The sequence below is a fragment of the Micromonospora sp. NPDC048839 genome, assembly GCF_040649915.1.
In the GTDB taxonomy this organism is placed as follows: Bacteria; Actinomycetota; Actinomycetes; order Mycobacteriales; family Micromonosporaceae; genus Micromonospora.
Window position 1 is genome coordinate 1 of record NZ_JBEZGL010000030.1, and the last position, 23053, is coordinate 23053.

Consider the following 23053-nt stretch of genomic DNA (forward strand, 5'->3'; position numbering starts at 1 on the left):
ACCCGCGGCTACGCCACCAGCTGACCCCCACACCACCACACCACACCGCATGCCGAAGGGCCGGACCCCACCACCGGGGTCCGGCCCTTCGGCGTGAGCGTCCACGCGTCCTCAACCAGCAACTACCGAAGACGATGAGCCGTCCCGGCCGCCAGCGACTCAGCCAGCCGGCGGGCCGGCGGACCGCGCTGGCTCAGCACCCACCGCGGGCTCGGCGTCCACCGCCCGCTCGGCGTCCACCGCCCGCTCGGCGTCCACCGCCCGCTCGGCGTCCACCGCCCGCTCGGCGTCCACCGCCCGCTCGGCGTCCACCGCCGGCCCAGCACCCACCGCCCGCTCGGCGTCCACCGCCCGCTCGGCGTCCGCCGCGGGCTCGGCGTCCACCGCGGGCTCGGTTGCCCCGATGCGGTGAGCTCGTCGGCGTAGCCACCAGGTGCTGGCCAGACCGGCGAGCACCGCGAGGACCAGTCCGGCCCAGGAGATGTCCTTGAGCCAGTGCTCGGCCGCCCGGCCCACGCTGAACAACAGGTAGGTGGTGCCGAACGCCCAGACCAGCCCACCGGCGGCGTTGGCCAGCAGGAATCGCCGGTACGGCACCCGCAGTGCCCCAGCGAGCGGGCCGGCCAGGATCCGCAGCAGCGCGACGAAGCGGCCAAAGAACACAGCCCTTACGCCGTAGCGGGCGAAGCTCTGCTCGGCTCGGACGAGTTGGGCGGGTCCGAGATGGCGGGGGAACCGCCGGCCCAGTCGGGCCAGCAGTGGCCGACCACCGCGCCGGCCGACCGCGTACCCGATGGAGTCGCCGACGATCGCGCCGGTGGCCGCGGCGGTGGCCACCCACTCCGGTTCCACCACGCCCGTGGCGGCGAGCAGTGCGCTGCTGACCAGGACGATCTCGCCCGGCAGAGGGATGCCCATGCTCTCCACGCCGATGACGCCGCCGACGAGCAGGTATACCGCGATCGGTGGCAGCGACACGAGCCAGTGCTGGACGTCGAACACGGTTGACCCCTTCTCCGACCGGGCCCCGAACCCTACCCGCGGCCAGCTGGCTCGGTGGTCCTCCGCATCCCCCGTAGGCCGTCCTAGGAGGCTAGGGGTGAGGGTGGGCTGGAGGCCGACACTCGGGTTGCGCAAATAGCAAGACGGACGTACGGTTTTGTTAAGAGCGTGATCGGGCGGTAAGTGTCACCTAACCTCGGCGGTACCCCGACCGGTGCGACAGACTGCTCAGGACTACTTACGGTCGCTGGTGTGAAGGAGTACGACGTGGCGAGCCTCGACACCTTCGGTGCGAAGACCCAGCTACGCGTCGGAGACGCGAGCTACGAGATTTTCAAGATTGACAAGGTGGACGGCCACGCACGACTGCCGTACAGCCTGAAGATCCTGCTGGAGAACCTGCTGCGGACCGAGGACGGCGCGAACATCACCGCCGACCACATCGAGCAGCTCGGCGCGTGGGACTCGAGCGCCGCCCCGAGCGTCGAGATCCAGTTCACCCCGGCGCGGGTGCTCATGCAGGACTTCACCGGCGTGCCCTGCGTGGTCGACCTGGCCACCATGCGCGAGGCCGTGCGTGACCTGGGCGGCGACGCCAGCAAGGTCAACCCCCTCGCCCCGGCCGAGCTGGTCATCGACCACTCGGTGATCGCCGACCTGTTCGGCCGCGAGGACGCGTTCGCCCGCAACGTCGAGCTGGAGTACGAGCGCAACAAGGAGCGCTACCAGTTCCTGCGCTGGGGCCAGACCGCGTTCAACGAGTTCAAGGTCGTCCCGCCGGGCACCGGCATCGTGCACCAGGTCAACATCGAGTACCTGGCCCGCACCATCATGGAGCGCAACGGCCAGGCGTACCCGGACACCGTGGTCGGCACCGACTCGCACACCACGATGGTCAACGGCCTGGGTGTGCTGGGCTGGGGCGTCGGCGGCATCGAGGCCGAGGCCGCGATGCTCGGCCAGCCGGTCAGCATGCTGATCCCCCGGGTGGTGGGCTTCAAGCTCTCCGGTGAGATGCCGGCCGGCACCACCGCCACCGACCTGGTGCTGACCATCACCGAGATGCTGCGCAAGCACGGTGTGGTCGGCAAGTTCGTCGAGTTCTACGGCCCCGGCGTGAGCGCCGTGCCGCTGGCCAACCGGGCCACCATCGGCAACATGTCCCCGGAGTACGGCTCCACCGTGGCGATCTTCCCGATCGACGCGGAGACGGTCCGCTACCTGGAGCTGACCGGTCGCGACGCCGCGCAGGTCGCTCTCGTCGAGGCGTACGCCAAGGAGCAGGGCCTCTGGCACGACCCGAACCACGAGCCGGACTACTCGGAGCGCCTGGAGCTGGACCTCGCCACCATCGAGCCGTCGCTCGCCGGCCCGAAGCGCCCGCAGGACCGGGTGCCGCTGGGCAGCGCCAAGACGCTGTTCCGCTCGGCGCTTACCGACTACGTCTCCGACGACTCGGCCGGCGAGCGTGACTTCAAGCCGGGCGTTCCCCGCGAGGAGCTGCCGCGCGGCGCCAACGGCCCGGCCGACGAGGCCAGCGCCGAGTCCTTCCCGGCCAGCGACCCGCCGGCCAACGAGTTCAGCGACCCGGCCGACGAGCCGCGTGACCTGGAGACCGCGGCGGTCGGCGCGGGCGGTCGGGCCAGCAAGCCGGTACGGGTCACCGGCGCCGACGGCGTCGAGTACGAGCTGGACCACGGCGCCGTGGTGATCGCCGCGATCACCTCCTGCACCAACACGTCCAACCCGCAGGTGATGATCGGTGCCGCGCTGCTGGCCCGGAACGCCGTCGACAAGGGCCTGAGCCGCAAGCCGTGGGTGAAGACCACCCTGGCGCCGGGCTCGAAGGTCGTCATGGACTACTACGAGCGGGCCGGCCTCACCCCGTACCTGGACAAGCTCGGCTTCAACCTGGTCGGCTACGGCTGCACCACCTGCATCGGCAACTCGGGACCGCTGCCCGAAGAGGTGTCCGCCGCGGTCAACGAGCACGACCTGTCGGTCGTCTCGGTGCTGTCGGGCAACCGGAACTTCGAGGGCCGGATCAACCCGGACGTCAAGATGAACTACCTGGCGTCCCCGCCGCTGGTGGTCGCGTACGCGCTCGCCGGCACCATGGACATCGACCTGGCCAACGAGCCGATCGGTGAGGACACCGAGGGCAACCCGGTCTACCTGCGGGAGATCTGGCCGAACAGCACCGAGATCCAGGACGTCATCGCCCAGGCGATCGGCGCGACCGGGTTCAGTGCCGCGTACGCCGATGTCTTCGCCGGCGACGAGCGGTGGCAGTCGCTGCCCACCCCGACCGGCGACACCTTCGCCTGGGAGAGCGACTCCACCTACGTGCGCAAGCCCCCGTACTTCGAGGGCATGCAGCAGGAGCCGAGCCCGGTCGTGGACATCGCCGGCGCGCGGGTGCTGGCGAAGCTGGGTGACTCGGTGACCACCGACCACATCTCGCCCGCCGGCGCGATCAAGGCCGACTCTCCGGCCGGCACGTACCTCGCCGAGCACGGCGTGCCGCGTCACGAGTTCAACTCGTACGGTTCCCGGCGGGGCAACCACGAGGTGATGATCCGGGGCACGTTCGCCAACATCCGGCTGCGCAACCAACTGGTCCCCGGGGTGGAGGGTGGCTTCACCGTCAACCACCTCACCGGCGAGCAGACCTCGATCTACGACGCCTCCGTGGCCTACCAGGAGGCCGGCATCCCGCTGGTCGTGCTGGCCGGCAAGGAGTACGGCTCGGGTTCGTCGCGGGACTGGGCTGCCAAGGGCACGATGCTGCTGGGTGTGCGGGCGGTCATCGCCGAGTCGTACGAGCGGATCCACCGCTCCAACCTGATCGGCATGGGTGTGCTGCCGTTGCAGTTCCCGGTGGACGTCACCGCCGAGTCGCTCGGTCTCACCGGCACCGAGACGTTCACCATCACCGGGGTGACCGCCATCAACGACGGCGACACCCCGCGCACGGTGCGGGTCAGCACCGACACCGGCGTGGAGTTCGACGCGGTGGTGCGGATCGACACCCCCGGTGAGGCGGACTACTACCGGCACGGCGGCATCCTGCAGTACGTGCTGCGCCGCATGATCGCCAACTGATCGCGTAGACCTGAGAAGGGCCGCTTCCCGCGCTGGCGGGGAGCGGCCCTTCTCCGTCTGCCGGCGGACGCTCGCGCTCGAGCCGGCAGACCGAGCGGGCGAAACGCCGATCGTCCCGGTGCCCCGGAGTGCTGCGTCGAGCCCTTTGCTCTGCTTCACTCGGCGCAACGCTGACAGCCCTTTCTGTTGCGCCCGTTGAAGCAGAGCAAAGGGCGTACAAGTGGTGCGACCAGCTCAGGAGCCCGACCGGTTTTCGTGCTCAGCGCAGCCTCAGCGCGACCGCGCGGGCCTCCTCGTCGGTGAGCGGCAAAAACCACAGGAAGCGGCGGACGATGGCGACCGGATCGGGGCCGCCCGGTCGGCCGCGCAGGTCGCGGATGGGTTCCGGCCCTGGGCCGAGATCGAGCGCGAAGCGCTGTCACTGCGGTGGTTCGAACTCGCGTGGGTACCCGGCCTCTTCCAAACGAAGGCGTACGCGCTGGCGACGCTTGTCGGCGAGGCGTTGACGCCTGCCGAGGCCGACGATCTCGCCGAAGCGCGGCTGAGTCGGCAGGCCGTCCTGCGTCGGGAACGCCCGCTGCGCATCATCGCGGTCCTCGACGAGGGAATCCTCCGGCGCACCCTCGACGGCGACCGGGCCATGATGCGCGAGCAGTGCGAACAACTGGCCGCGCAGGCCACGCTGCCGAACGTGTCGCTGTTCGTCGTGCCCGCCGACGTCGGCATGTATCCGGGCCTCGGCGGGCCGTTCACCATCGCGGAAATGCCGGACGGGGGGCGGGTCGCGCACGTCGACAGCCAGGCACAGGCGCAGCTCATCGACAAGACCGCAGACCTTGCTAGCCTGGATCGACGGTGGGAGCGCATTCGCGATGGAGCCCTGTCGCGTGCGCAGTCCCTCAATCTCCTCAGAGAAGCGGCGGCATCATGGACCTGACCGGCGCTCGGTGGCGCAAGAGCACCAGGAGTGGCAACAACGGCGGGAACTGCGTCGAGGTGGCCGACAACCTCGCGGGCGTCATCGGCGTACGCGACTCGAAAGACCCGGCCGGTCCGGCGCTCGCCTTCGACCCGACGGCCTGGACCCGATTCCTGGTGTGGGCCAAGCGCGGCTGACCGCCACTGCCCTAGCCGGCGAGTTCGGCCGCCCGGTCGAGCAGCGCACGGCGCTCGGCGATCGATCCCACCGCTGCCGCCGCCTCCCGGAACAGGATGGCAGCGCGTGTCCGGTCACCCTGGCGGGCAACCAGATCGGCCCGTACGGCCACCGCGAGCGGGTTACCGACCAACCCTCCCCCGTCGTGTGCCGCGTCGAGTAGGTCCAACCCGGCGGCCGGCCCGTACGCGTAGCCCCGGGCGACCGCACGGTTGAGCGCGATCACCGGCGAGGGGCGGATGTCGGCGAGCGCGTCGTAGGCCCGAGCGATCGCCGGCCAGTCGGTGTCATCGGCCGAGGCGGCGGTGGCGTGGCACGCGGCGATCCGGGCCTGCCACGCGTACGGCCCGTCGCGGCGTACCCGATCGAGCGCGGCGAGGCCCTCGGCGATGCCGGCGCGGTCCCACCGGTCGCGGTCCTGCCGCTCCAGGGTGAGCAGGGCGCCCGCGGCATCCCGGCGGGCGTCGCGGCGGGAGTGCTGGAACAGGAACAGCGCCAGCAGCGCGGCCACCTCGGACTGCTCCGGCATGAGCCGGTCGAGGAGCCGGGCCAGTCGGACCGCCTCGTCGGCGAAGGCCGGCTCGCCGTCGGCGACGTAGCCCCGGGTGAACAGCAGGTAGAGCACGGCGAGGACGCCGGGTAGCCGCTCGGTCAACGCCGGCCCGCTCGGCACCCGGTACGGGATGCCGGCCTGGGTGATGCGGGTGCGCGCCCGGGTCAACCGGCGGGTCATCGTCGACTCGCTGACCAGCAGCAGGCGCGCGATGTCAGCGGTCGGCACGCCGCAGACGGTTCGCAGCGTCAACGCCACCCGGGCCTCCATCGCGAGCGCCGGATGGCAGCAGGTGAAGATGAGTCGCAGCCGGTCGTCCACCACGTCCTGCCCCATGTCTGGCTCGGGCTGCGGATCGGACGGCGTGAGCAACGCCAGGTCGTGCAGCTTGCGGCGTTCCACGGTGGCCCGACGCAGCACGTCGAGCGCCCGGTTACGGGCCACGGTCATCAGCCAGCCACCGGGGTTGGTCGGCACACCGTCACCGGGCCAGCGTTCCAGGGCCACGGCCAGCGCCTCCTGAGCGCAGTCCTCGGCCAACGCCCAGTCCCCGGTCACCCGGATCAGGGTCGCGACGATCCGGGGGTACGCCTCGACGCCAGCGGCAGCGACGGCCTCCGCCGTCGCCACGCCGGCCGGTGCCTGGACACGCACCGGCCGGCGCTGCGAGGTGGACAACGTCGTCAGTCGCTCAGGTCCGCGAACGGACGCAGTTCCAGTCGTCCTTCGCGGGCCATCGGGTGGCTGCGCGCCACCTCGATCGCCTCGTCCAGGTCGGCGCAGTCGAGCAGGTCGAAGCCCACGATCACCTCGGCGGTCTCCGCGAACGGCCCCTCGGAGACGAGCAGCTCACCGTCGCGGACACGGACGGTGGTGGCCGCGCTGGTCGCCGCCAGCACGTTACCGGTCAGGCGGCGACCACGAGAGTCTTTCTCCGCCACCCATTTGTGGATGTCGGGCAACTCGGTGGGGTCGGTGTCCGGCTCGGTGTCGCTGCACACGAACATCAGGTACTTCATCTGGTCGCTCCCTGGTCTCTCGGGGTATCGCCAGCATGACGATCGGGCAGCCGCGTTCCGGACACCCTTCCCGAAAAAAACCCGGTCAGTTCCCGTTGGCGGCGCGGCGGCGAGCCTCGCGGGTCTTCATGGCGTGCTCCATCAGCGTGACGAGCACCTCCTTGCTCGACTCGCGCTGCCGGGCGTCGCAGAGCAGCACCGGCACCCCCGGGTCCAGGTTCAGCGCGGCCTGCACCTCGTCGAGCCGGTACTTGCGGGAACCCTCGAAGCAGTTCACCGCGACCACGAAGGGCGTGCCCCGGCCCTCGAAGTAGTCGATCGACGGGAAGCAGTCGGCGAGGCGGCGAGTGTCCGCCAGCACCACCGCGCCGATGGCGCCCAACGCCAACTCGTCCCAGACGAACCAGAACCGGTCCTGGCCGGGCGTGCCGAACAGGTACAGCACCAGGTCGTCGCTGATGGTGATCCGGCCGAAGTCCATGGCCACGGTGGTGGTGGTCTTGCCCTCCACCCCGGACAGGTCGTCGATGCCGACCCCCGACTCCGTCAGCACCTCCTCGGTGCGCAAGGGCCGGGTCTCGCTGACCGCGCCAACCATTGTCGTCTTGCCCACGCCGAAGCCGCCCGCGACCAGGATCTTGATCGCGGTGGGCAGTGGGGTCGCTCCCGCCGGCCGGTCAGAGTGCCCGTAGTCCATTGATTACCGCCTCGAAGATGCTGTTGTCGGGAAGGCCGGCTGTGGTCTGCGGCTCGCGGACCTGCACGAGGCTGCGAGCCGCCAGGTCACCGAGGAGCACCCGGATGGTGCCCACCGGCAGGTCGAGATGAGCGGCGATCTCGGCGACGGACTGTATGCGTTGGCACAGCCCGACGATCGCCAGGTGCTCCGGACCGAGACCAACCTCCGGCGTCACCTCGGCTCGGGTCGCGGTGACCAGGGAGATCAGGTCGAACGTGCCGGTGACCGGTCGGGCCCGCCCGCGTGTCACCGCGTACGGCCGAACGACCGGGCCAGCGTGGTCATCCACCCACTGATGGTCTGCGGACTCCCCCTGGACCGTCATCGCCGCTACCTCTCGCCGGCCGGCTGTTCGGTGCGGGACGGCGACGCGACGTACTTGCCGACGCGGGTGACGAGCATCGCCATCTCGTAGGCGATCAGGCCGACGTCGGCGTCCTCGGTGGCGAGCACCGCCAGGCAGGCGTTGCGGCCGGCCGCGGTGACGAACAGGAACGACGACTGCATCTCGATGATGGTCTGCTGCACCTGCCCGCCACCGAAGCGCTTACCCGCGCCCCGGGCCAGGCTCTGGATGCCGGCCGCCATCGCCGCGAGGTGCTCGCCGTCGTCCCGGTTCAGCCCCTGGGAGGAGGCCATCAACAGTCCGTCGCTGGACAGCGCGACCGCGTGCTCGGCCTGCTTCACCCGGCCCACCAGATCATCCAGCAACCACGTCAGGTCGGCACTCGAAGCCGTCTTCTGGGTCACTTCGTCGTCCTCTTCTCGCCCGGCTTGTCGCCGTACTCGTCTGGGGTTGACCGTCACGCTGCGCGGAAACCGCATCAACGGCGTCCGGTCAGGTCACTTCCGGATCCTCGGCCGGCTCGGGCGCCGCTGTTGGCGGGGCGTCGGAGGCGCCGCCCAGCAGCCGCGCCGCGTCGGTCCGACCGCGCCGGGTGCCGGTCTGGTAGGAACTCATCATCTTGCGCACCTGCTCCGGCTGGCGCACCACGTCGTCGTGGTCGCTCTCCGTCGCGGGTTCGTCGCGCAACTCCGGCACGATGCTCGCCTGCCGGACCCGGACCGGCAGGCCCGTGTTCGTCCGGTCCGCCGCGGCGCGCTCCGGTGCGGACCCGTCGTCATCGTCCACATTCGACTCCGTGGTGTCCGTGCCGGTCGTCGGCCGGGTGCCGTTGACCGCGGGCAGACCGGTGGGCAGCGTCGGCCCGTCCAGGGCCGGCTGTCCCAGGGCGCGACGGACCCGGGTGGGCAGCTCCGGCGTTTCGGTGTCCGGCGTCGCCCGCTGCCGGGTGGGCAACACCGCGTCCGCCTCGGTGCCGTCGGCCTGGTCCGTCCCGGTGGCGATCGACGTCGACGCCGCCGCCTCGGCCGTGACCTGCGGCACGCCCGAATCGGCCGTTCCCGGTGCCGTCGGCCGCGCGGCCAGCGCGAAGGTGGCGGGGCGGACGCTGTCGGAGAGGGCTGCGGGCAGTGGGATCGCCGGTGCGCCGGTCCGCATCCCACCCGAGTTCCCGGGGTCCGCGGTGCCCTCGGTGATCAGCTCCGTCGGGATCAGCACGACCGCGGTGGTGCCGCCGTACGGCGACTCCTTGAGCCGGACCCGGACACCGTGCCGCTCGGTCAGTCGGCTCACCACGTAGAGCCCGAGCCGCGCGGCGTTGGCGAGGTTCAGCTCCGACTGGTCGACGATGCGGTCGTTCGCGGCGGCCAGGTCGTCCTCGCTCATGCCGAGGCCCCGGTCCTCGATCTCGATGGCGAAACCGTTGGCCACCAGTTGGCCGCGCACCTCGACGGTGGTGTGTGGTGGCGAGAACGACAGGCCGTTCTCGATCAGCTCGGCGAGCAGGTGGATGACGTCGCCGACCGCACGGCCGGCGAGCGAGACCGGCCCGAGCGGCAGCACGTTGACCCGCGTGTAGTCCTCCACCTCGGCGACCGCGCCGCGCACCACGTCGACCATCGGCACGTTGCGCCGCCAGGCCCGGCCCGGGGTCGAGCCGGAGAGGACGATCAGGTTCTCCGCGTTACGCCGCATCCGGGTGGCCAGGTGGTCGACCCGGAACAGATCCTCCAACTCCTCCGCGTCGTGCTCGCGCCGCTCCATCGCGTCCAGCAGGGTGAGCTGGCGGTGCACCAACGCCTGGGTACGCCGGGCCAGGCTGAGGAAGACGTCGCGGACGCTACGCCGCAGCTCGGCCTGCTCGACAGCGGTCCGCAGGGCGGTCTCCTGCACCGCGTTGAACGCCTTGCCGACCTGGCCGACCTCGTCGTCGCCGAAGTCGAGGGGAGGCGCCTCGGTGGCCACGTCAACCTCCTCGCCGTGGCCGAGGCGCTCCACCACCCGGGGCAGCCGCTCGTCGGCGAGCTGCCAGGCGGCCTGACGCAGTCGTTCCAGCTGACGCAGCAGGGCCCGGGCCGTGGTGATCGAGACGACGATGGAGGCGATGACGGCGAGCAGACCGAGGCCGGCGGCGAGCACCAGCCGGATGACGACCCAGATCGCGACCGGGGTGGCCCGCTGAACCAGCGCGTCCCCGCCGGCCAGCGTGGCAGCCTCCTGCTCCTTCAGGGCGGGAGCGAGGGCTGCCTGCCAGTCAGCGGCGCCGACCGGCAGCGGCGCGTTCGGTCGAGCACTGGCGACCAGGCGGTCCTCAAGCGCCCGGAGCGTGGCGAAGGCCGGCCCCTCGGTCATCTGGACGTACCGCTGACGGTCGGCGTCGGGCAGTTCGGGCAGTGCCTCGGAGACGAGGAACCGTTGCGCGCCCACCAGGTGCGCGAACTGGGCTGCCTCCTTGTCGCTGATGCGACCCGCCGCCGCGACGCCGGCGAAGAGGGCGTCCTCCTGCGACATCAGTTCGCGCACGCGGAACAGCTGGGTGAGGGTGACGGTGTCCTTGGCGATCTGCTCGTCGTCGAGCTGACCCATGGCTCCGTACACCCGGAACAGCCCGTCGAGGACCCCGGTGTACGCCGCCGCCGCTCCAGCCCGGTCCACCGTGCCGGCGACGACTGCCTCCCGCATCTGGCCGAGCCCATCCAGCCCGGTGATGACCCCGTCGATCCGCGTGATCAATTCGTCGCTCGACGCGAATCGGGCGCGCCAGTTGCGGGACGCCTCGGCGAAGGCGGCGGACTTCTCCTCGCTGCGCTCGTGCTGGGCCTGCAGCTGCTGCGCCAAGCCCGGGTCGCGACGTCCAAGGTAGGCCACCGACAACCGGCGCTCCTGCTGGAGCTCGGTGACCAGCGATTCACTGGGTTGGGCAACCTGCGCGTCGAGCGTCTGCACACCGAGCACGTTGAACCCGTCGCGCAGGGTCACCCACGCCGCGAACGCCCAGAGCGCGGCGAGTGAGACCAGCAGGGCCACAATTTTGGTGCGCAAACTTGCACTGCGGGAAGCCATCCCACCCGTCCCTCGACCGTTTCGATTGGCTGAATGAGCCCAGCCCCCGGCCCGGCGCACGCTAGCAGTGTCCGGAATTTCACTCAAGCGGTGCAGTCCAGCGGCTTGCTGGGATATGGGCGGAACCGTTCACCCGGGACGCAGCCGCCGCCCGGGCAGCCACCACTGCCGCTCGTACGATCAGTAACGGATGGTAGAGGTCCTTGTCATGCCACAGTGGACTCTCCTGGGCCGCATCCTGCATTGTGGACAGATAGTGAGCAGCGGCGACCGTCGCGGCACGGATCCTGGCTGACGGCGGCACTGCCAGCAGCACCAGCAGGCCGTAGGCGGTCTCCTCCGCCGTGCCCTGCCATCGTCCCCACGAACCGTCGGCCCGCTGATTCTCGAGCACCCACGAGACGGCCCGCCGCAGCGCCGCGTCGGCCGACGGACCGCCGTACTCCAGCAGTGCGAGCACCACGCAGTAGGTGGCGTAGTAGGGCGAGGCGTGCCAACGATCAGTCCATCGACCGTCGGCGTGTTGGTGGTCGATCAGCCAGCCGGTGAGCCGGCGCAGCACCGGTGCCGCGACCGGGTCGTCGCCGCCGAGGCATCGCCCGAACGCCTCCACCACATGCGCGTTCGTGGTCACCGACGCGCCGTCCTCGCCCTGCCAGGTGCCGAAGTGCTCCCCCGTGTCGAACCGCCGCAGGCACGTCGGATCGGTCGGGTGACCCAGGAGGGCCAGCGTGTAGAGCGTCACCGCCGTCGTGTCGGCGTCGGTGGGCAGCCCCGGCCCGGTTGCCGCACCGTCCGGCCCGAGGGCGTCGCGCAGCCCGGCCGGCAGTTCCGGCGGCACCCTCGTCAGCACACCGGCCCGTGCCAGGGTGCTCAGCACCCACGACCGTTCGAACACGGTGATCGGCGTGGCACACGGGACCGCTCCGCCGTGCTCGCCGAGCGCCCGGATCAGGTAGTCCAGCGCGGCGGATTGAGTACCGTCGGGGTTACCGACCCACGCGGCGGTGGCGGCCGGCGAGGCTCCGACCGGGCCGGCGGCGGTGGCGGTGACACCTGTCGCACGCCGGGCGGCCGGCCCAAGGATCTCCAGCGCGTGCAGCAGCTTGGGCGGAATCGGCCGACCGGAGCCGACCAGCAGGCGTACCCGGTCGAGCCGCTGCCGATCCATGCCCGCGGGCATCGGCGGCGGGCCGACGCCTCGCCAGTGGGCCAACCACGTCGGCGGATCTTCGAGGTGGCCGGCGATCCAGTCGACAAGTGCCGGGACGATCAGGTCCGCAGCCGGCAGGTCCGGCACGGGACAGGTCGAGGGGCCGGCCACCCGATCGAACACCAGGCGTAGCGCCCGGTCGATCGCGTCGTGCACCGCCGCCGGGGACCAGCCCACCGGCTCGTCGTGCAGCGACGCCGCGAGCAGCCCCTCCACGGCGCTCAGGGTGGGCACCAGCGCATACCCGTCCGGCCCGCCCCAACCTCCGTCCGGACGCTGCCCGGTGAGCAGGTACTGGATCCGGTCGGCGTGTCGGGGCAGCCAGGGAGCCAGGGAGACCAGACGGCCAGTCTCGTACGGCGACGCGGATGTCCGCCCGGACGGGTGCCGGCCCAGCTCGGCAATCAGCTCCTCGACGGCGCGCGTCGACCCGGCATCCTCCGCCGCGCCGGCGTCCCGGGCCAGTGCCTCGGTGCTCACGACACACCCCAGAAGTCGGTGCTCCGGTAGAAGCCGGTGGTGTAGCCAAGCTGTCGGGTCAGGTATGCCGCCTCCCTCGGGCAGTCGGCCCGCAACTCGCCGAGCAGGTCGGTCGCCTCCGTGACCAGCCGCGCCAACTCCTGCTCCACCACTGCCCGGTCCTCCACCAGCATGATCGCGTTCAGGTCGCCCCAGCGGAGGTCCCGCTCGTAGGTGCTCAGGTCGTTGACCAGCCGAAGAGCGCGTTGCACCGCGTCACTGGCGAGGACCAGCCGGTCGAGCCCCGCCTCCGTGTCGGCCCCGCCGGTGCGAATCCAGTGCACGACGTTCACGACGGTGCAGGCCAGGTTGTCCGCGTTGTGCAGGTACTCGGTGAGGGTGGGCCGCGGCTGGAGGTCGTTCCTCATCGTCGTCTTCCACAGCCACTCCTGCCGCATCGCGTGCAGGGTCCGCCGGGCCGCCGCCCGCCACGCCCCGCCCAGTTCGGCGAAGGCCGGCTCGGCGGCCAGGTCGGCGAGAAGATCGGCGAGGAGGTGACCCAGCGGGTCGTCCGTCGTCGCGGACGCACCGTCCGCGACGAGGAGCTGCCGGCGTACCAGGTGGTCAAGCTCGACGGCGGAGGCGGCCAGCCGGTCCACCTGCCAGTCCAGCGCGAACCCCCAGAGGACCGCCCGGTTGGTCAGACGCAGCTCGGCTGCCTCGCACCAGGGCGCGCTGAACGCGATGGCCAACGCGATGCTGCTGGTCAGAGCGCCATCGAAGGGCCCCTCGGCGAAGAGGTCCGGATGGGCGGCCAGGCACCGTTGCAGGTCCCGTTGGCCCTGAGCGGCCAGGGCACAGACGCGGCCGTGCTCGGCCGCCTGCTGAAGTGCGTCCTCAACCATGCGTGGTTGTGCCACCCGCTAGGCCAGGGCCGGTTGCCGATGGGGGGTGAGCAGCAGCGGCACCCGTTTCCCTGGTCGGAGCGTCGCGGCGAGCCGCGGCGATGGCATCCCGGGCGTGCAGAGCCGGTAGCGGAAGCGGCTGAGCAGCGTCGCCACGATCAGTGGTGCCTCGACCTGGAAGAAGTACTGGCCGATGCACTGGTGGGCGCCGCCCCCGAACGGGTAGTAGGCGTACCGGTGGGCGCGCCGGGGAGCGTCGGGGGCGAAGCGCTCCGGGTCGAAGACCGTCGGCCGGTCCCAGAGGCGGGCCAGTCGCTGGGTCACGTACGGACTCAGGATGACCGTGTCACCAGCCCTGACCCGGGTGCTGCCGACGACGTCGTCGGCGATCGCGGTGCGCGGCACCAACCAGGCGGACGGATAGGCGCGGACGAGTTCGTCGAGCACCATCCGGGTGTAGCGCAGCTCGCCAAGCTGTTCGTGGCTGATCACGTCGCCCGGGCCGACCACACGATCAAGCTCCGCGTAGAGCCGCGCGGCGACGTCGGGCTGTTGCTCCAGCAGCGGGAAGAGCCAGGTGAGCACCGTGTACGTGGTCTCGGTGGTGGTGACGAAGATCGACACCAGGTCGTCGCGTACCCGCTGCTCGTCGAGCTTGTGGCCGTGCGCGTCACGGCCCCGGGCCAGCGACGCGACGAAGTCGTCGCTTCCGTCGTCGTGTGCTCGCTCGGCACGGACCAACGGCAGCAGAATGGTGTCGATGTTCTGGACCGCCCGCCGCAGTGCGCGGTCGCCGGGCATCGGCACGGCGTCCGGCAGGAACGGGATGAGCAGCCGGAGGCGCAGTGCGGTCGCCGCGGTGTCCTGTTCCGCGACGATCCGCATACCGTCGGCGACGGGGAGCTTGTCGCCGAAGAAGACCCGGCTGACGGCCTGGCAGATGATCCTCGAGATCTCGCTGGCCGCGTCGACCGGTTCGCCGTTGCGCGCCGGGACGCCCAGCTCGTCGACCGCATCGCTGATTGCCTGGCTCAGACCGTCCACCACCGCGTCGATCCGCTTCGCGGTGAAGTGCGGCTGGAGCCGTCGGCGACTCGCCTCCCACTGCGGGCCTTCGGCGAGGATGCCGTCACCGCCGATCTTCTTGACCGACTTCCACAACATGCTGTCGCCGGCCCGCGTGTAGTTGGCGGCGTTGTCGCGCAGCACGTGCTGGACGTGTGCGGGCTCGACGACCAGGTACGGCCGGATGGTGCCCAGGTTGAGCTTGACGACCTGCCCGGGCGACGCGTCGGCCAGCCCGACCATCGCGCCCAGTGGATCCCGGAGCAACGCGGGCAGCGCGCGCCGGAGGACGGCCACATGCGGGCCGCGGCGTGCCGAGATGGTCGGCTCAGTCATCGTTCACCTACACGGATCCTCTCCGGTGGCATCGCACTGCGGGTTGCGCTCCGTGCTGCCTCGGCGATGGCGCGTGACCATCAGGGCAGAGCATCGCATTCACGAATCTGCTTCACCAGCGCAGCCATCGGGAAGATTCCTCGCGTCGGTCGAGCGATGTGCGCCCGTGATCCGGAACCGCTCGGGACGACCGGAGGATCCCGCAGGTGGCACACTGCGGGGCGAGCACCGGGTGAGCCGGCCCGCGTTGAGCGTGAAGAACAGCACATTGACGCGTCGCTGGGTGGTGTGTTGCGGCCTGCCGTCGGTCTCCCAGGGTGCCCGCAGAGGTACGAATCCAGGCGCTCGCGAAGACGCTGTGCCAGGCTCAGGAGCATGGACGACAAGACCATCCTGAACCGGATCACCGAGCTGGTCGACGAGGAACACAAGCTGCGGGCGGACGCCCAGGCCCACGAGTCGGGCACCGAGGGCGAGACCAGTGAGCGGTTGCGCGCCCTGGAGGAGTCCCTCGACCAGTGTTGGGACCTCCTGCGCCGCAGGCGGGCCGCCCGGGACACCCACGGCGACCCGGACGCACAGGGCGAACGACCCAAGCCGGAGGTGGAGCGCTACCTCCAGTAACCCCGGCGGGTCGGGCGGCCGTGCCGCCCGACCCGCTCCGATCAGCGCAGGCCCGCCTCGCGCAGCAGCTCACCTGTCAACGTGCCGGGGTCGACCTGCTCGGCGGGCAGACCACGGGCCGCGAACCAGGTGCTGACCACCCGCACGTCCCGGGCCAGGAACTCCGGCCCCTGCGGGTTCGCCACCACGTCGACCACCTGCGGCAGGTCGATCACCACCAGACGGCCCCGGTGCACGAGCAGGTTGTACGGCGACAGGTCGCCGTGCGCGTAGCCGGCGCGGGCCAGCACCCGCAGCGCCTCCACCAACTGAGCCCACAGGTCGCGCAGCTCGGCCGGATCGGGTCGCAGTTGTGCCAGCCGGGGCGCCGCCTCCCCCGACTCGGCGTCACCGACGAACTCCAGCATCAGCTCGGTGCCCCGCAGCTGCACCGGGTACGGCACGGCGATCCGGTCGTTCCCGGCGCTGATGTCCCAGAGCCGGGCCAGGGCGGCGAACTCGGCGGCGGCCCACTGCCCGGCGATCATCTGCCGGCCGAACGCCGTCCGGCTGGCCATGGCCCGGTTCTCCCGGGAGCGGCGCACCCGGCGGCCCTCCAGATAGCCGGCGTCCCGGTGGAACAGGCGGTGCTCAGGCTCGCGGTAGCGCTTGACCGCCAACAGGCAGGACCTGTCGGTGTCGGGTACGGCCCGGCGGACCAGGTGGACGTCCGCCTCCTTGCCGGTCTTCAGCACACCCAACTCGGTGTCCTTGGCGGCCAGCTCGGTGATCAACCAGCCCGGGTGCGGCTGGGGTCCGTGGACGGCGTCATCCCAGGACGACCAGCGCTCGCCGGTGTCCGGGTCAGGGTCGCTGTCCGGGTCCGCGGGCGGCTCGGTGGGCCGCCCGCGCTTCAGAAACTGTGGTTCGTCGTCGTCGAAGCGGCTCTTGCCGCGGCTCCGGCGCTCGAGCGCCGGAAGGTCGTGATCGCGCACTGTGGTGAGGTTCCCTTGGTCGAGGCTGAAGAAGGCAGCTGACAGCGAAAGGCGACGACGGCCATGGCCGACCTCCTTCTCCCTCGACCGGGCACAAGCCCGGGATGCACCATGCGCCGACAATGCTCGCCGCAGCCCGTCGGCGGGTCAATCGAATTACTCCCGGGCACCGCCCGCGCCGCCCGACCAGGATCCGAGGCAGCAACATCGGGGATGTTGCCGCCTCCGCGCGTCCCGAGGCAGCAACATCGGGGATGTTGCGCGAATCTTGGGGCGGGCGCGCGGGACGGGCGCGCGGGACGGGCGCGCGGGACGGGCGCGCGGGACGGGCGCGCGGGACGGGCGCGCGGGACGGGCGCGCGGGACGGGCGTTCAGCGGGCGAGGATGGTGGCTACCGCGGCGATCAGCCCGTCCGCAGTGCGGCTGGGCGCGAACCGGACGTCCGACCAGGAGCGCCCCCGGTGCAGCCAGACACTGGGCAACCCGACCGCGGCGGCGCCACCGATGTCCGCCTCCGGGCTGTCGCCGACCACCCAGGCGCCGCGCAGCGGCATCCGGACCCGCTGGGCGGCGAGCGCGAAGATCCGCGGGTTGGGCTTGCTGACCCCGCACTCCTCGGAGATCACCCAGTCCGCGACGTAGCGGTCCAGGCCGGTCCGGCGAATCTTGGCGTCGTCGACACGTACCGTGCCGTTGCAGACCACCACCGGCACCCAGCCGGCGTCGTCGGCGATCCGCAGCGCGCAGGCGGTGAGCGGGTCGAGCCGGGTCTGCGCCACCACCCCGTCGTGCAGCTCCTCCACCAGGTCGATCGAGGGGATGCGCAGCTCGTAGCGGTCCCGGATGGCGTCGGCGAGATCCCAACGGTCGGTCAACCCGTCGGCGTCGATCGAGATCAGCCATTCGATGTCGGTGGGGGGCGCGCCGATGCCGTCCAGGAAGCGCTCACCCCAGCGGCGGAACGGCCCGGCCCGATCCAGCAGGGTGTTGTCCAGGTCCAGCAGGAGCAGTGGCACTCGGGCACCCTACGGGACCGATGTGTCCGCCAACAGATGCAGCGGGTACCGACCTGACGATGTGCTCAGCCGGACATCGACGACCGGGGGCCGCCCTGGTCCGCGAGCCGGTCGGCGAGCATCGAATGGGCCGCCCGGGTGGCCGCGAGCTCGGTCGGGTCAAGCGTCGCCACCAGCACCGCCGTACCGTCGTCGGCACCCCGGTCCAGCACCCGTCCCTGCGGGTCGTAGATCGCCGCGCCGCCGTTGAACCGCCACGGGTCGACGCCGCCGACCGCGTTGGCGAAGACCACGAACATCGTGTTGTCCAGTGCTCGCGCGGCGTAGTAGAGGTCGCGGCGGTGCTCGGAGCCGGCCAGGTATCCGCTGGGGCACAGGTAACCGTGTGCGCCGTCGAGGGCTGCGGCCCGGCCGTGCTCCGGGAAACAGCCGTCGTAGCAGATGCCGAGGCCGAGCCGCCAGTCGTCGACGAGCAGCGTGGCGCCCCGATCGCCGGCGCTGAACAGCTCGCGCTCGTCGCCCCACAGCTGCTGCTTGTCGTAGCCGACCCGGACCGCGCCGGTCCGGTCGACCACCAGCGCGGCGATGGTCCGGCGGCCGTCCGGGTATCGGGCGGCGGCACCGACCAGCGCGGTGACGCCGGCCTCGCGCGCCGCGGCGCGCAGCGGGTCGAGCCGGGGATCCGCGACCATTCCACCCGGACCGGCCGTGACGTCCGTGCCGGCCGGGTCGGCGGCGAGGGTCGGCGGGTGGTACGCGCAGAGGAACAGCTCCGGCAGAACGGCCACCCGGGCGCCCCGGTCGGCGGCTCGGCGAACCAGGTCGGCGGCGGCGACCGCGTTTCCGGCGACGTCTCCCGGCGTGGGCGTGGCCTGGATGGCGGCCACGGTCAGCGGGGCGGTGGGCACGGGGCGGGGCGTGGTCACCGGGCGATGGTAGACGGCGACATTCCAAGCCGTACGTACGGTTTGCATGCCCCCGGGGTGACCTGCGACGATCGACGCGTGCCCAGAGTAAGCCAGGACCAGCTCGACGCGCGCCGGCAGGAGATCCTCGCCGCCGCACGGGCGTGTTTCGCCCGGCTCGGCTACGAGGGAGCCACCGTACGCCGCCTCGAGGAGGCCACCGGCCTGTCCCGCGGCGCCATCTTCCACCACTTCCGCGACAAGGACTCGCTCTTCCTGGCCGTCGCCGAGGACGATGCCGCCGCCATGGTGGAGACGGTGGCCCGCAACGGTCTGGTGCAGGTGATGCGCGACCTGCTCGCCCGCGCCATGTCGCCGGACACCACCGGCTGGCTGGGCAGCCAGCTGGAGGTCTCCCGCCGGCTGCGCACCGACCCGGCGTTCGCCAAGCGCTGGGCCGAGCGGTCCGCCGCGATCGCCGAGGCGACCCGCGACCGGTTGGCGCGCCAGCGTGACGCCGGGGTGCTGCGCGAGGACGTCCCGATCGACGTGCTGGCCCAGTTCCTGGAGCTGGCCTACGACGGCCTGGTGCTGCACCTGGCGATGGGCCGACCGGCCGGTGACCTGGGGCCGGTGCTCGACCTCGTCGAGGAGGCCGTTCGCCGCCGCTGACCGCCGGGGGCACCGGTCCGCCGGCCGTGGCGAGGCTGCTCCACAATGGGGCCGCCGATCCCCTCCGGCGACAGGAGCAGTCGATGATCGTCAACGCCGCTTCGGGCGACACCTGGGGCATCCCCAGCCCGGCCTTCCTCCGGTTCTACCTCGTGGCGGCCGTCGTGCTGGTGGCGATCGGGGTGTACTACCGGATCCGCCTGCTGACCGCCCCGGGGGGCCGGCCCACCACCCTCGACCCGCTCGGGCCGCAGCAGGTCGCGTACCTCAACGGCGGCCCCCAGCTCGCGGTGCACGCCGCGTTGGGCGGGCTGCGCGGCAGCGGCGCGATCGCCGTACGACCGGACCGCCGGCTGACCACCGTCGGTGCCGCGCCGACCGGGCTCACCCCGCTGGACCAGGCCATCCACTGGGCCGCCCACCAGCACGCGCGGGTCCGGGACCTGCCCCAGGACGAGCGCGTCCGCACCGCGCTCGACCAGCTCCGCACCGGCCTGGAGCAGCGCGGGTTGCTGACGACCGAGGCCTGGCGTGAACGGGCCAGCCTCTGGAACAAGATCAGGCTGGCCCTGCTGGGCGTCGGCGTACTCCGGCTGTTCTTCGGCCTGGGCAACGGCCGTCCGGTGGGCTACCTGCTGCTCACCCTGGCCGGGCTCCTGGTCGCCGTGCTGCTGCTGGGCCGGGCACCCCGGCACACCCGGGCCGGACGGGCCGCGCTGCGCGACATCCGACGCCAGCACACCCACCTCGCGCCCGCCTCCGCGCCGGCCTACGCCACCTACGGGGCGGCCGGCGCGGCGATGGGCGTGGCCCTGTACGGCACCGCCTCGCTCTGGGCGCTCGACCCGGGATTCGCCGAGCAGGCCGAGATCCAGCGCCAGGCCATCTCCAGCAGCGGCGGTTGGACGGGCGGCTCCGACGGATCGTCCGGTGGCGGAGGCGACAGCTCCGGTGGCGGCGGCTCCTGCGGCGGCGGTGGAGGTGGCGGTGGAGGTGGCGGCTGCGGCGGTGGCGGCGGGTGCGGCGGATGACCGGGCCGTCCGGGGTGGGCATCGGCTGGCGACCCGAGATCGCCGGCTTCGTGGCCGACCTGCCCGGGCTGCGCTTCGTCGAGGTGGTGGCCGAGGCGGTGTCCGCGTCCGGCCCGCTCCCACCCGGCCTGGCGCAGCTGCGGGAGCGCGCGGTCACCGTCGTACCGCATGGGGTGCGGCTCTCCCTCGGCGGCGCCGAGCCGGTCGACCCGGCCCGGGTCGCCCACCTGGCCGCGGTGGCGCACCGCCTGGACGCCCCGCTGGTCAGCGAGCACATCGCGTTCGTCCGCGCGGGCGGCCTGGAGGCCGGCCACCTGCTGCCGCTGCCGCGCAGCCGGGAAGCAGTCGACGCGGTCTGCGCCAACGTGGCGCGGGCACAGGCTGAGCTTCCGGTGCCGATCGCGTTGGAACCGATCGCCGCGTTGCTCGACTGGCCCGACGACGAGCTGGACGAGGCGGACTTCCTCACCGAGATCCTCGACCGGACCGGGGCGCTGCTGCTGTTGGACGTCGCCAACGTGCACGCCAACGCCCGCAACCGGGGCGCCGACCCGCTGGCGTTGCTGGACCGGCTGCCGCTGGAGCGGGTCGCGTACGTCCACGTGGCCGGCGGAGCGGAACGCGGCGGCTTCTACCACGACACCCACACCGACCCGGTGCCGTCGGCGGTGCTGGAGCTGGTCGAGGCGCTCTGCGCCCGACGGCGACCACCGGGGCTGCTGCTGGAACGCGACGGCCACTACCCGCCGGCCGCCGAACTCCGCGCCGAACTGGACGCCCTGGCCGCCGCGGCGGGCCTCCCGGCCGTGACATGACGGGCGCACCCGACGGCGACGCCGCTCCCGCGCCCCGGGCGGGACTCGCCGAGCGACAGGCCGAACTGGTCGCGGCGCTGGTCGCCGGGGGTGAGCCACCGACGGGATTCGCACCCGGCCCGCTGGCCGCCACCCGCGCGGCCCTGCTGGGCAAGCGGGCCGGCGAGGTGGCCCGGCACTGGCCACTGCTCGCCGCCGGCCTCGGTGCCGGGTGGTCGAAAACCTTCGCCGACTGGGCCGCCCGACGACCCACCGCCGGATCACTGCGCGACGGTTGGGACCTGGCCCGCGCACTGCGCGACCAGCAGGCGCTCCCCCCGGTGGCCGCCGAGGAGTTGGCCGTCCGGGAGGCGCGGCTGCGCTACGACGGGCTGCGGGCGCCGCGTCCGCGCCGGGCGCCGGCGGTGGGCCGCGTCGGCGGCGCCGTCGCGGTGCAGGTCGCCGGCCGGGTACGCCTGCTGCGCCCCGCCCCACGGGTATCCACCCCTGCTGGCGACGCCGTGCCGGATGCGGCAAGATCGGAGTCATGGACCTCGGACTGACCGACCGCGTGTACGTGCTCACCGGCGCCTCCCGGGGCCTGGGTTACGCGACCGCGCAGAGCCTGGTCGCGGACGGTGCCCGGGTGGTGCTCTCGGCCCGGGATCCGGAGGCAGTGGCTGCCGCCGCGGAGCGTTTGGGTGGTCCCGAGCACGCCGTCGGGGTGACCGCCGACCTCACCGACCCGGAGACCCCGGGGCAGCTCGTCGCCGCCGCCCAGGAGCACTTCGGCCGGCTCGACGGCGCACTGATCTCGGTCGGCGGCCCACCGGCGGGCAACGCCGCCGCGATCACCGACGAACAGTGGCGGCTCTCCTTCGAAACGGTCTTCCTGGGCACCATCCGCGCGGTCCGCACGGTCGCCGCCGCGCTGCCCGAGGGCGGTGCGATCGGGCTGGTGCTCTCCACCTCGGCTCGCGGCCCGGTGCCCGGCCTGGGCATCTCCAACGGTCTACGGCCCGGCCTGGTCGGCGCGGCCAAGGACATCTCCGACGACTACGGCCCGCGCGGCGTACGGGTGGTCGGCCTGTTGCCCGGCCGGATCCTGACCGACCGCAACCGGGAACTCTTCGCCGCGACCGGCGACCCGGAGCAGGCCCAGGCCGCCGCGGAGGCCAGCATCCCGCTGCGCCGCCTCGGCGACGCCGCCGAGTTCGGCCGGGTGGCCGCGTTCGTGCTCTCCCCCGCCGCGAGCTACCTCACCGGGATCACCCTGCCGGTCGACGGCGGGGCGCTGCGCGGGCTGTGACCCTCGACGGGGCCCGACCTGCCGCTGCGGTGACGCCCCCGCCCGAGCCGGCCCAGCCCGACCGCCCGGCCGTTGATCGACTCGGCTTCAAGGAAACCGGGCTGTCGGAGCGACCTGGACACCCCGACATCAAGGAACCCGAGTCGATCAAGGCGGCGACCGGGACGACACGGCCGAGCCGGGCGGACCTGGCGGCGGCCGCTGACCGGACCATTCCCGACGTCCTCGCGCCGGGGCTGGCGGTGCTCTTCGTCGGCATCAACCCGGGCCTCTGGTCGGCCGCGACGGGCTGGCACTTCGCCCGGCCCGGCAACCGCTTCTGGCCCGCCCTGCACCGGGGCGGGTTCACCCCCCGGCTGCTGCACCCGAGCGAACAGGCCGAGCTGCCCGCGCTCGGGCTCGGCATCACCAACATGGCGGCCCGGGCCAGCGCCCGCGCGGACGAGCTGAGCACGGAGGAACTTCTCGCCGGCGCGGCGATCCTCACCGAGAAGGTGGCCCGGTACCGGCCGCGCTGGGTGGCGGTGGTGGGGGTGACCGCGTACCGGATCGGTTTTCAACGGCCGAAGGCCACCTTCGGGCCGCAGCCGGAGCTGCTGGTCGGCGCCCGACTGTGGGTGCTACCCAACCCGAGCGGCCTGAACGCGCACTTCAAGCCGGTCACCCTGGGCCTGGCCTTCGCCGAGCTGCGCGTGGCGACCGACCTACCGGACCGTCGGCCCGCCGGACCACCCGACCGATGATCGACTCGGATTCAAGGAAGTCGGGC

23 protein-coding genes are annotated in these 23053 nt (G+C 72.3%); 10 read left to right on the top strand and 13 right to left on the bottom strand.

Going from position 1 to position 23053, the window contains the following annotated elements; genetic code table 11:
• Positions 1-159: 159 nt before the first annotated feature.
• The gene (locus AB0C25_RS34385; protein WP_357379033.1) at positions 160-1002 is read right to left on the bottom strand and encodes a VTT domain-containing protein; all 843 of its coding nucleotides are present in this window, start codon (positions 1000-1002) and stop codon (positions 160-162) included.
• Positions 1003-1254: 252 nt separating this feature from the next.
• Here AB0C25_RS34385 and AB0C25_RS34390 point away from each other — a divergent pair, with 252 nt between their 5' ends.
• The 3 genes from AB0C25_RS34390 to AB0C25_RS34400 all read left to right on the top strand — a co-directional run bounded on the left by AB0C25_RS34390 (position 1255) and on the right by AB0C25_RS34400 (position 5223).
• Entirely contained in the window at positions 1255-4107 is a 2853-nt protein-coding gene (locus tag AB0C25_RS34390; protein WP_357379035.1) for an aconitate hydratase, read from the top strand.
• 343 nt (positions 4108-4450) lie between these two features.
• Positions 4451-5044 (top strand): DUF5753 domain-containing protein, encoded by a 594-nt coding sequence (locus AB0C25_RS34395; protein ID WP_357379121.1) that lies wholly within the window; start codon positions 4451-4453, stop codon positions 5042-5044.
• Positions 5035-5223 carry a DUF397 domain-containing protein gene (locus AB0C25_RS34400; protein WP_357379037.1) on the top strand — a complete coding sequence of 63 codons (189 nt, stop codon included), beginning with the start codon at positions 5035-5037 and terminating at the stop codon, positions 5221-5223. Before AB0C25_RS34395 ends, AB0C25_RS34400 begins: the two co-directional genes overlap by 10 nt.
• 11 nt (positions 5224-5234) lie before the next feature.
• On the opposite strand, the gene AB0C25_RS34405 is transcribed toward AB0C25_RS34400, so the two are convergent.
• The 9 genes from AB0C25_RS34405 to AB0C25_RS34445 all read right to left on the bottom strand — a co-directional run bounded on the left by AB0C25_RS34405 (position 5235) and on the right by AB0C25_RS34445 (position 14958).
• Positions 5235-6470 carry a sigma-70 family RNA polymerase sigma factor gene (locus AB0C25_RS34405; protein ID WP_357379039.1) on the bottom strand — a complete coding sequence of 412 codons (1236 nt, stop codon included), beginning with the start codon at positions 6468-6470 and terminating at the stop codon, positions 5235-5237.
• Between the two features lie 29 nt (positions 6471-6499).
• The gene (locus tag AB0C25_RS34410) at positions 6500-6835 is read right to left on the bottom strand and encodes a YciI family protein (protein WP_357379041.1); all 336 of its coding nucleotides are present in this window, start codon (positions 6833-6835) and stop codon (positions 6500-6502) included.
• Positions 6836-6920: 85 nt separating this feature from the next.
• On the bottom strand, positions 6921-7532 hold the full coding sequence (locus AB0C25_RS34415; protein ID WP_357248744.1) for an ATP/GTP-binding protein: 612 nt from the start codon (positions 7530-7532) through the stop codon (positions 6921-6923).
• Positions 7513-7899, bottom strand: coding sequence for a DUF742 domain-containing protein (locus AB0C25_RS34420; RefSeq protein WP_030337267.1), 387 nt, complete (start codon positions 7897-7899; stop codon positions 7513-7515). The genes AB0C25_RS34415 and AB0C25_RS34420 overlap by 20 nt, the downstream gene beginning before the upstream one ends.
• 5 nt (positions 7900-7904) lie before the next feature.
• On the bottom strand, positions 7905-8324 hold the full coding sequence (locus AB0C25_RS34425) for a roadblock/LC7 domain-containing protein (RefSeq protein WP_357379043.1): 420 nt from the start codon (positions 8322-8324) through the stop codon (positions 7905-7907).
• An 88-nt stretch (positions 8325-8412) separates the two neighbouring features.
• Positions 8413-10980, bottom strand: coding sequence for a nitrate- and nitrite sensing domain-containing protein (locus AB0C25_RS34430; protein ID WP_357379045.1), 2568 nt, complete (start codon positions 10978-10980; stop codon positions 8413-8415).
• Positions 10981-11059: 79 nt separating this feature from the next.
• The gene (locus tag AB0C25_RS34435) at positions 11060-12673 is read right to left on the bottom strand and encodes a prenyltransferase/squalene oxidase repeat-containing protein (protein ID WP_357379047.1); all 1614 of its coding nucleotides are present in this window, start codon (positions 12671-12673) and stop codon (positions 11060-11062) included.
• Positions 12670-13557 (bottom strand): terpene synthase, encoded by an 888-nt coding sequence (locus tag AB0C25_RS34440; RefSeq protein ID WP_357379049.1) that lies wholly within the window; start codon positions 13555-13557, stop codon positions 12670-12672. Before AB0C25_RS34440 ends, AB0C25_RS34435 begins: the two co-directional genes overlap by 4 nt.
• Before the next feature lie 18 nt (positions 13558-13575).
• A complete protein-coding gene (locus tag AB0C25_RS34445) occupies positions 13576-14958 on the bottom strand; it encodes a cytochrome P450 (RefSeq protein ID WP_357379051.1) in 1383 nt (460 codons plus the stop codon).
• A 375-nt stretch (positions 14959-15333) separates the two neighbouring features.
• On the opposite strand from AB0C25_RS34445, the gene AB0C25_RS34450 reads away from it, so the two are divergent.
• On the top strand, positions 15334-15582 hold the full coding sequence (locus tag AB0C25_RS34450; RefSeq protein ID WP_357069883.1) for a DUF2630 family protein: 249 nt from the start codon (positions 15334-15336) through the stop codon (positions 15580-15582).
• A gap of 41 nt (positions 15583-15623) precedes the next feature.
• Here the strand turns inward: AB0C25_RS34450 and AB0C25_RS34455 are convergent, their stop codons facing one another.
• From AB0C25_RS34455 to AB0C25_RS34465, 3 genes are all read right to left on the bottom strand, one after another.
• Entirely contained in the window at positions 15624-16556 is a 933-nt protein-coding gene (locus tag AB0C25_RS34455; protein WP_357379053.1) for an RIO1 family regulatory kinase/ATPase, read from the bottom strand.
• 372 nt (positions 16557-16928) lie between these two features.
• Positions 16929-17573: an HAD family hydrolase gene (locus tag AB0C25_RS34460; protein ID WP_357379055.1), complete on the bottom strand. Its 645-nt coding sequence runs from the start codon at positions 17571-17573 to the stop codon at positions 16929-16931.
• A gap of 65 nt (positions 17574-17638) precedes the next feature.
• Complete coding sequence (locus tag AB0C25_RS34465) at positions 17639-18499, bottom strand: carbon-nitrogen hydrolase family protein (protein WP_357379057.1); 861 nt, start codon at positions 18497-18499, stop codon at positions 17639-17641.
• Positions 18500-18577: 78 nt separating this feature from the next.
• On the opposite strand from AB0C25_RS34465, the gene AB0C25_RS34470 reads away from it, so the two are divergent.
• The 6 genes from AB0C25_RS34470 (at position 18578) to mug (ending at position 23027) form a co-directional block, all read left to right on the top strand.
• A complete protein-coding gene (locus AB0C25_RS34470; RefSeq protein WP_357379059.1) occupies positions 18578-19150 on the top strand; it encodes a helix-turn-helix domain-containing protein in 573 nt (190 codons plus the stop codon).
• Positions 19151-19233: 83 nt separating this feature from the next.
• A complete protein-coding gene (locus AB0C25_RS34475) occupies positions 19234-20181 on the top strand; it encodes a TIGR04222 domain-containing membrane protein (protein WP_357379061.1) in 948 nt (315 codons plus the stop codon).
• Complete coding sequence (locus tag AB0C25_RS34480; protein WP_357379063.1) at positions 20178-20996, top strand: DUF692 domain-containing protein; 819 nt, start codon at positions 20178-20180, stop codon at positions 20994-20996. Before AB0C25_RS34475 ends, AB0C25_RS34480 begins: the two co-directional genes overlap by 4 nt.
• Positions 20993-21538: a hypothetical protein gene (locus AB0C25_RS34485; protein WP_357379065.1), complete on the top strand. Its 546-nt coding sequence runs from the start codon at positions 20993-20995 to the stop codon at positions 21536-21538. Before AB0C25_RS34480 ends, AB0C25_RS34485 begins: the two co-directional genes overlap by 4 nt.
• Positions 21523-22284 carry an SDR family oxidoreductase gene (locus tag AB0C25_RS34490; protein ID WP_357379067.1) on the top strand — a complete coding sequence of 254 codons (762 nt, stop codon included), beginning with the start codon at positions 21523-21525 and terminating at the stop codon, positions 22282-22284. Before AB0C25_RS34485 ends, AB0C25_RS34490 begins: the two co-directional genes overlap by 16 nt.
• A 128-nt stretch (positions 22285-22412) precedes the next feature.
• The gene (gene mug, locus AB0C25_RS34495; protein ID WP_357379123.1) at positions 22413-23027 is read left to right on the top strand and encodes a G/U mismatch-specific DNA glycosylase; all 615 of its coding nucleotides are present in this window, start codon (positions 22413-22415) and stop codon (positions 23025-23027) included.
• The last annotated feature ends 26 nt before the right edge of the window (positions 23028-23053 follow it).

Excerpts from the sequence above, each read along its gene's own strand:
- AB0C25_RS34400 (WP_357379037.1), top strand. The coding sequence starts at position 5,035 with ATGGACCTGACCGGCGCTCGGTGGCGCAAGAGCACCAGGAGTGGCAAC.
- AB0C25_RS34410 (WP_357379041.1), bottom strand. The coding sequence starts at position 6,835 with ATGAAGTACCTGATGTTCGTGTGCAGCGACACCGAGCCGGACACCGAC.
- AB0C25_RS34415 (WP_357248744.1), bottom strand. The coding sequence starts at position 7,532 with ATGGACTACGGGCACTCTGACCGGCCGGCGGGAGCGACCCCACTGCCC.
- AB0C25_RS34420 (WP_030337267.1), bottom strand. The coding sequence starts at position 7,899 with ATGACGGTCCAGGGGGAGTCCGCAGACCATCAGTGGGTGGATGACCAC.
- AB0C25_RS34430 (WP_357379045.1), bottom strand. The coding sequence starts at position 10,980 with ATGGCTTCCCGCAGTGCAAGTTTGCGCACCAAAATTGTGGCCCTGCTG.
- AB0C25_RS34440 (WP_357379049.1), bottom strand. The coding sequence starts at position 13,557 with ATGGTTGAGGACGCACTTCAGCAGGCGGCCGAGCACGGCCGCGTCTGT.
- AB0C25_RS34445 (WP_357379051.1), bottom strand. The coding sequence starts at position 14,958 with ATGACTGAGCCGACCATCTCGGCACGCCGCGGCCCGCATGTGGCCGTC.
- AB0C25_RS34450 (WP_357069883.1), top strand. The coding sequence starts at position 15,334 with ATGGACGACAAGACCATCCTGAACCGGATCACCGAGCTGGTCGACGAG.
- AB0C25_RS34475 (WP_357379061.1), top strand. The coding sequence starts at position 19,234 with ATGATCGTCAACGCCGCTTCGGGCGACACCTGGGGCATCCCCAGCCCG.
- AB0C25_RS34480 (WP_357379063.1), top strand. The coding sequence starts at position 20,178 with ATGACCGGGCCGTCCGGGGTGGGCATCGGCTGGCGACCCGAGATCGCC.
- AB0C25_RS34485 (WP_357379065.1), top strand. The coding sequence starts at position 20,993 with ATGACGGGCGCACCCGACGGCGACGCCGCTCCCGCGCCCCGGGCGGGA.
- AB0C25_RS34490 (WP_357379067.1), top strand. The coding sequence starts at position 21,523 with ATGGACCTCGGACTGACCGACCGCGTGTACGTGCTCACCGGCGCCTCC.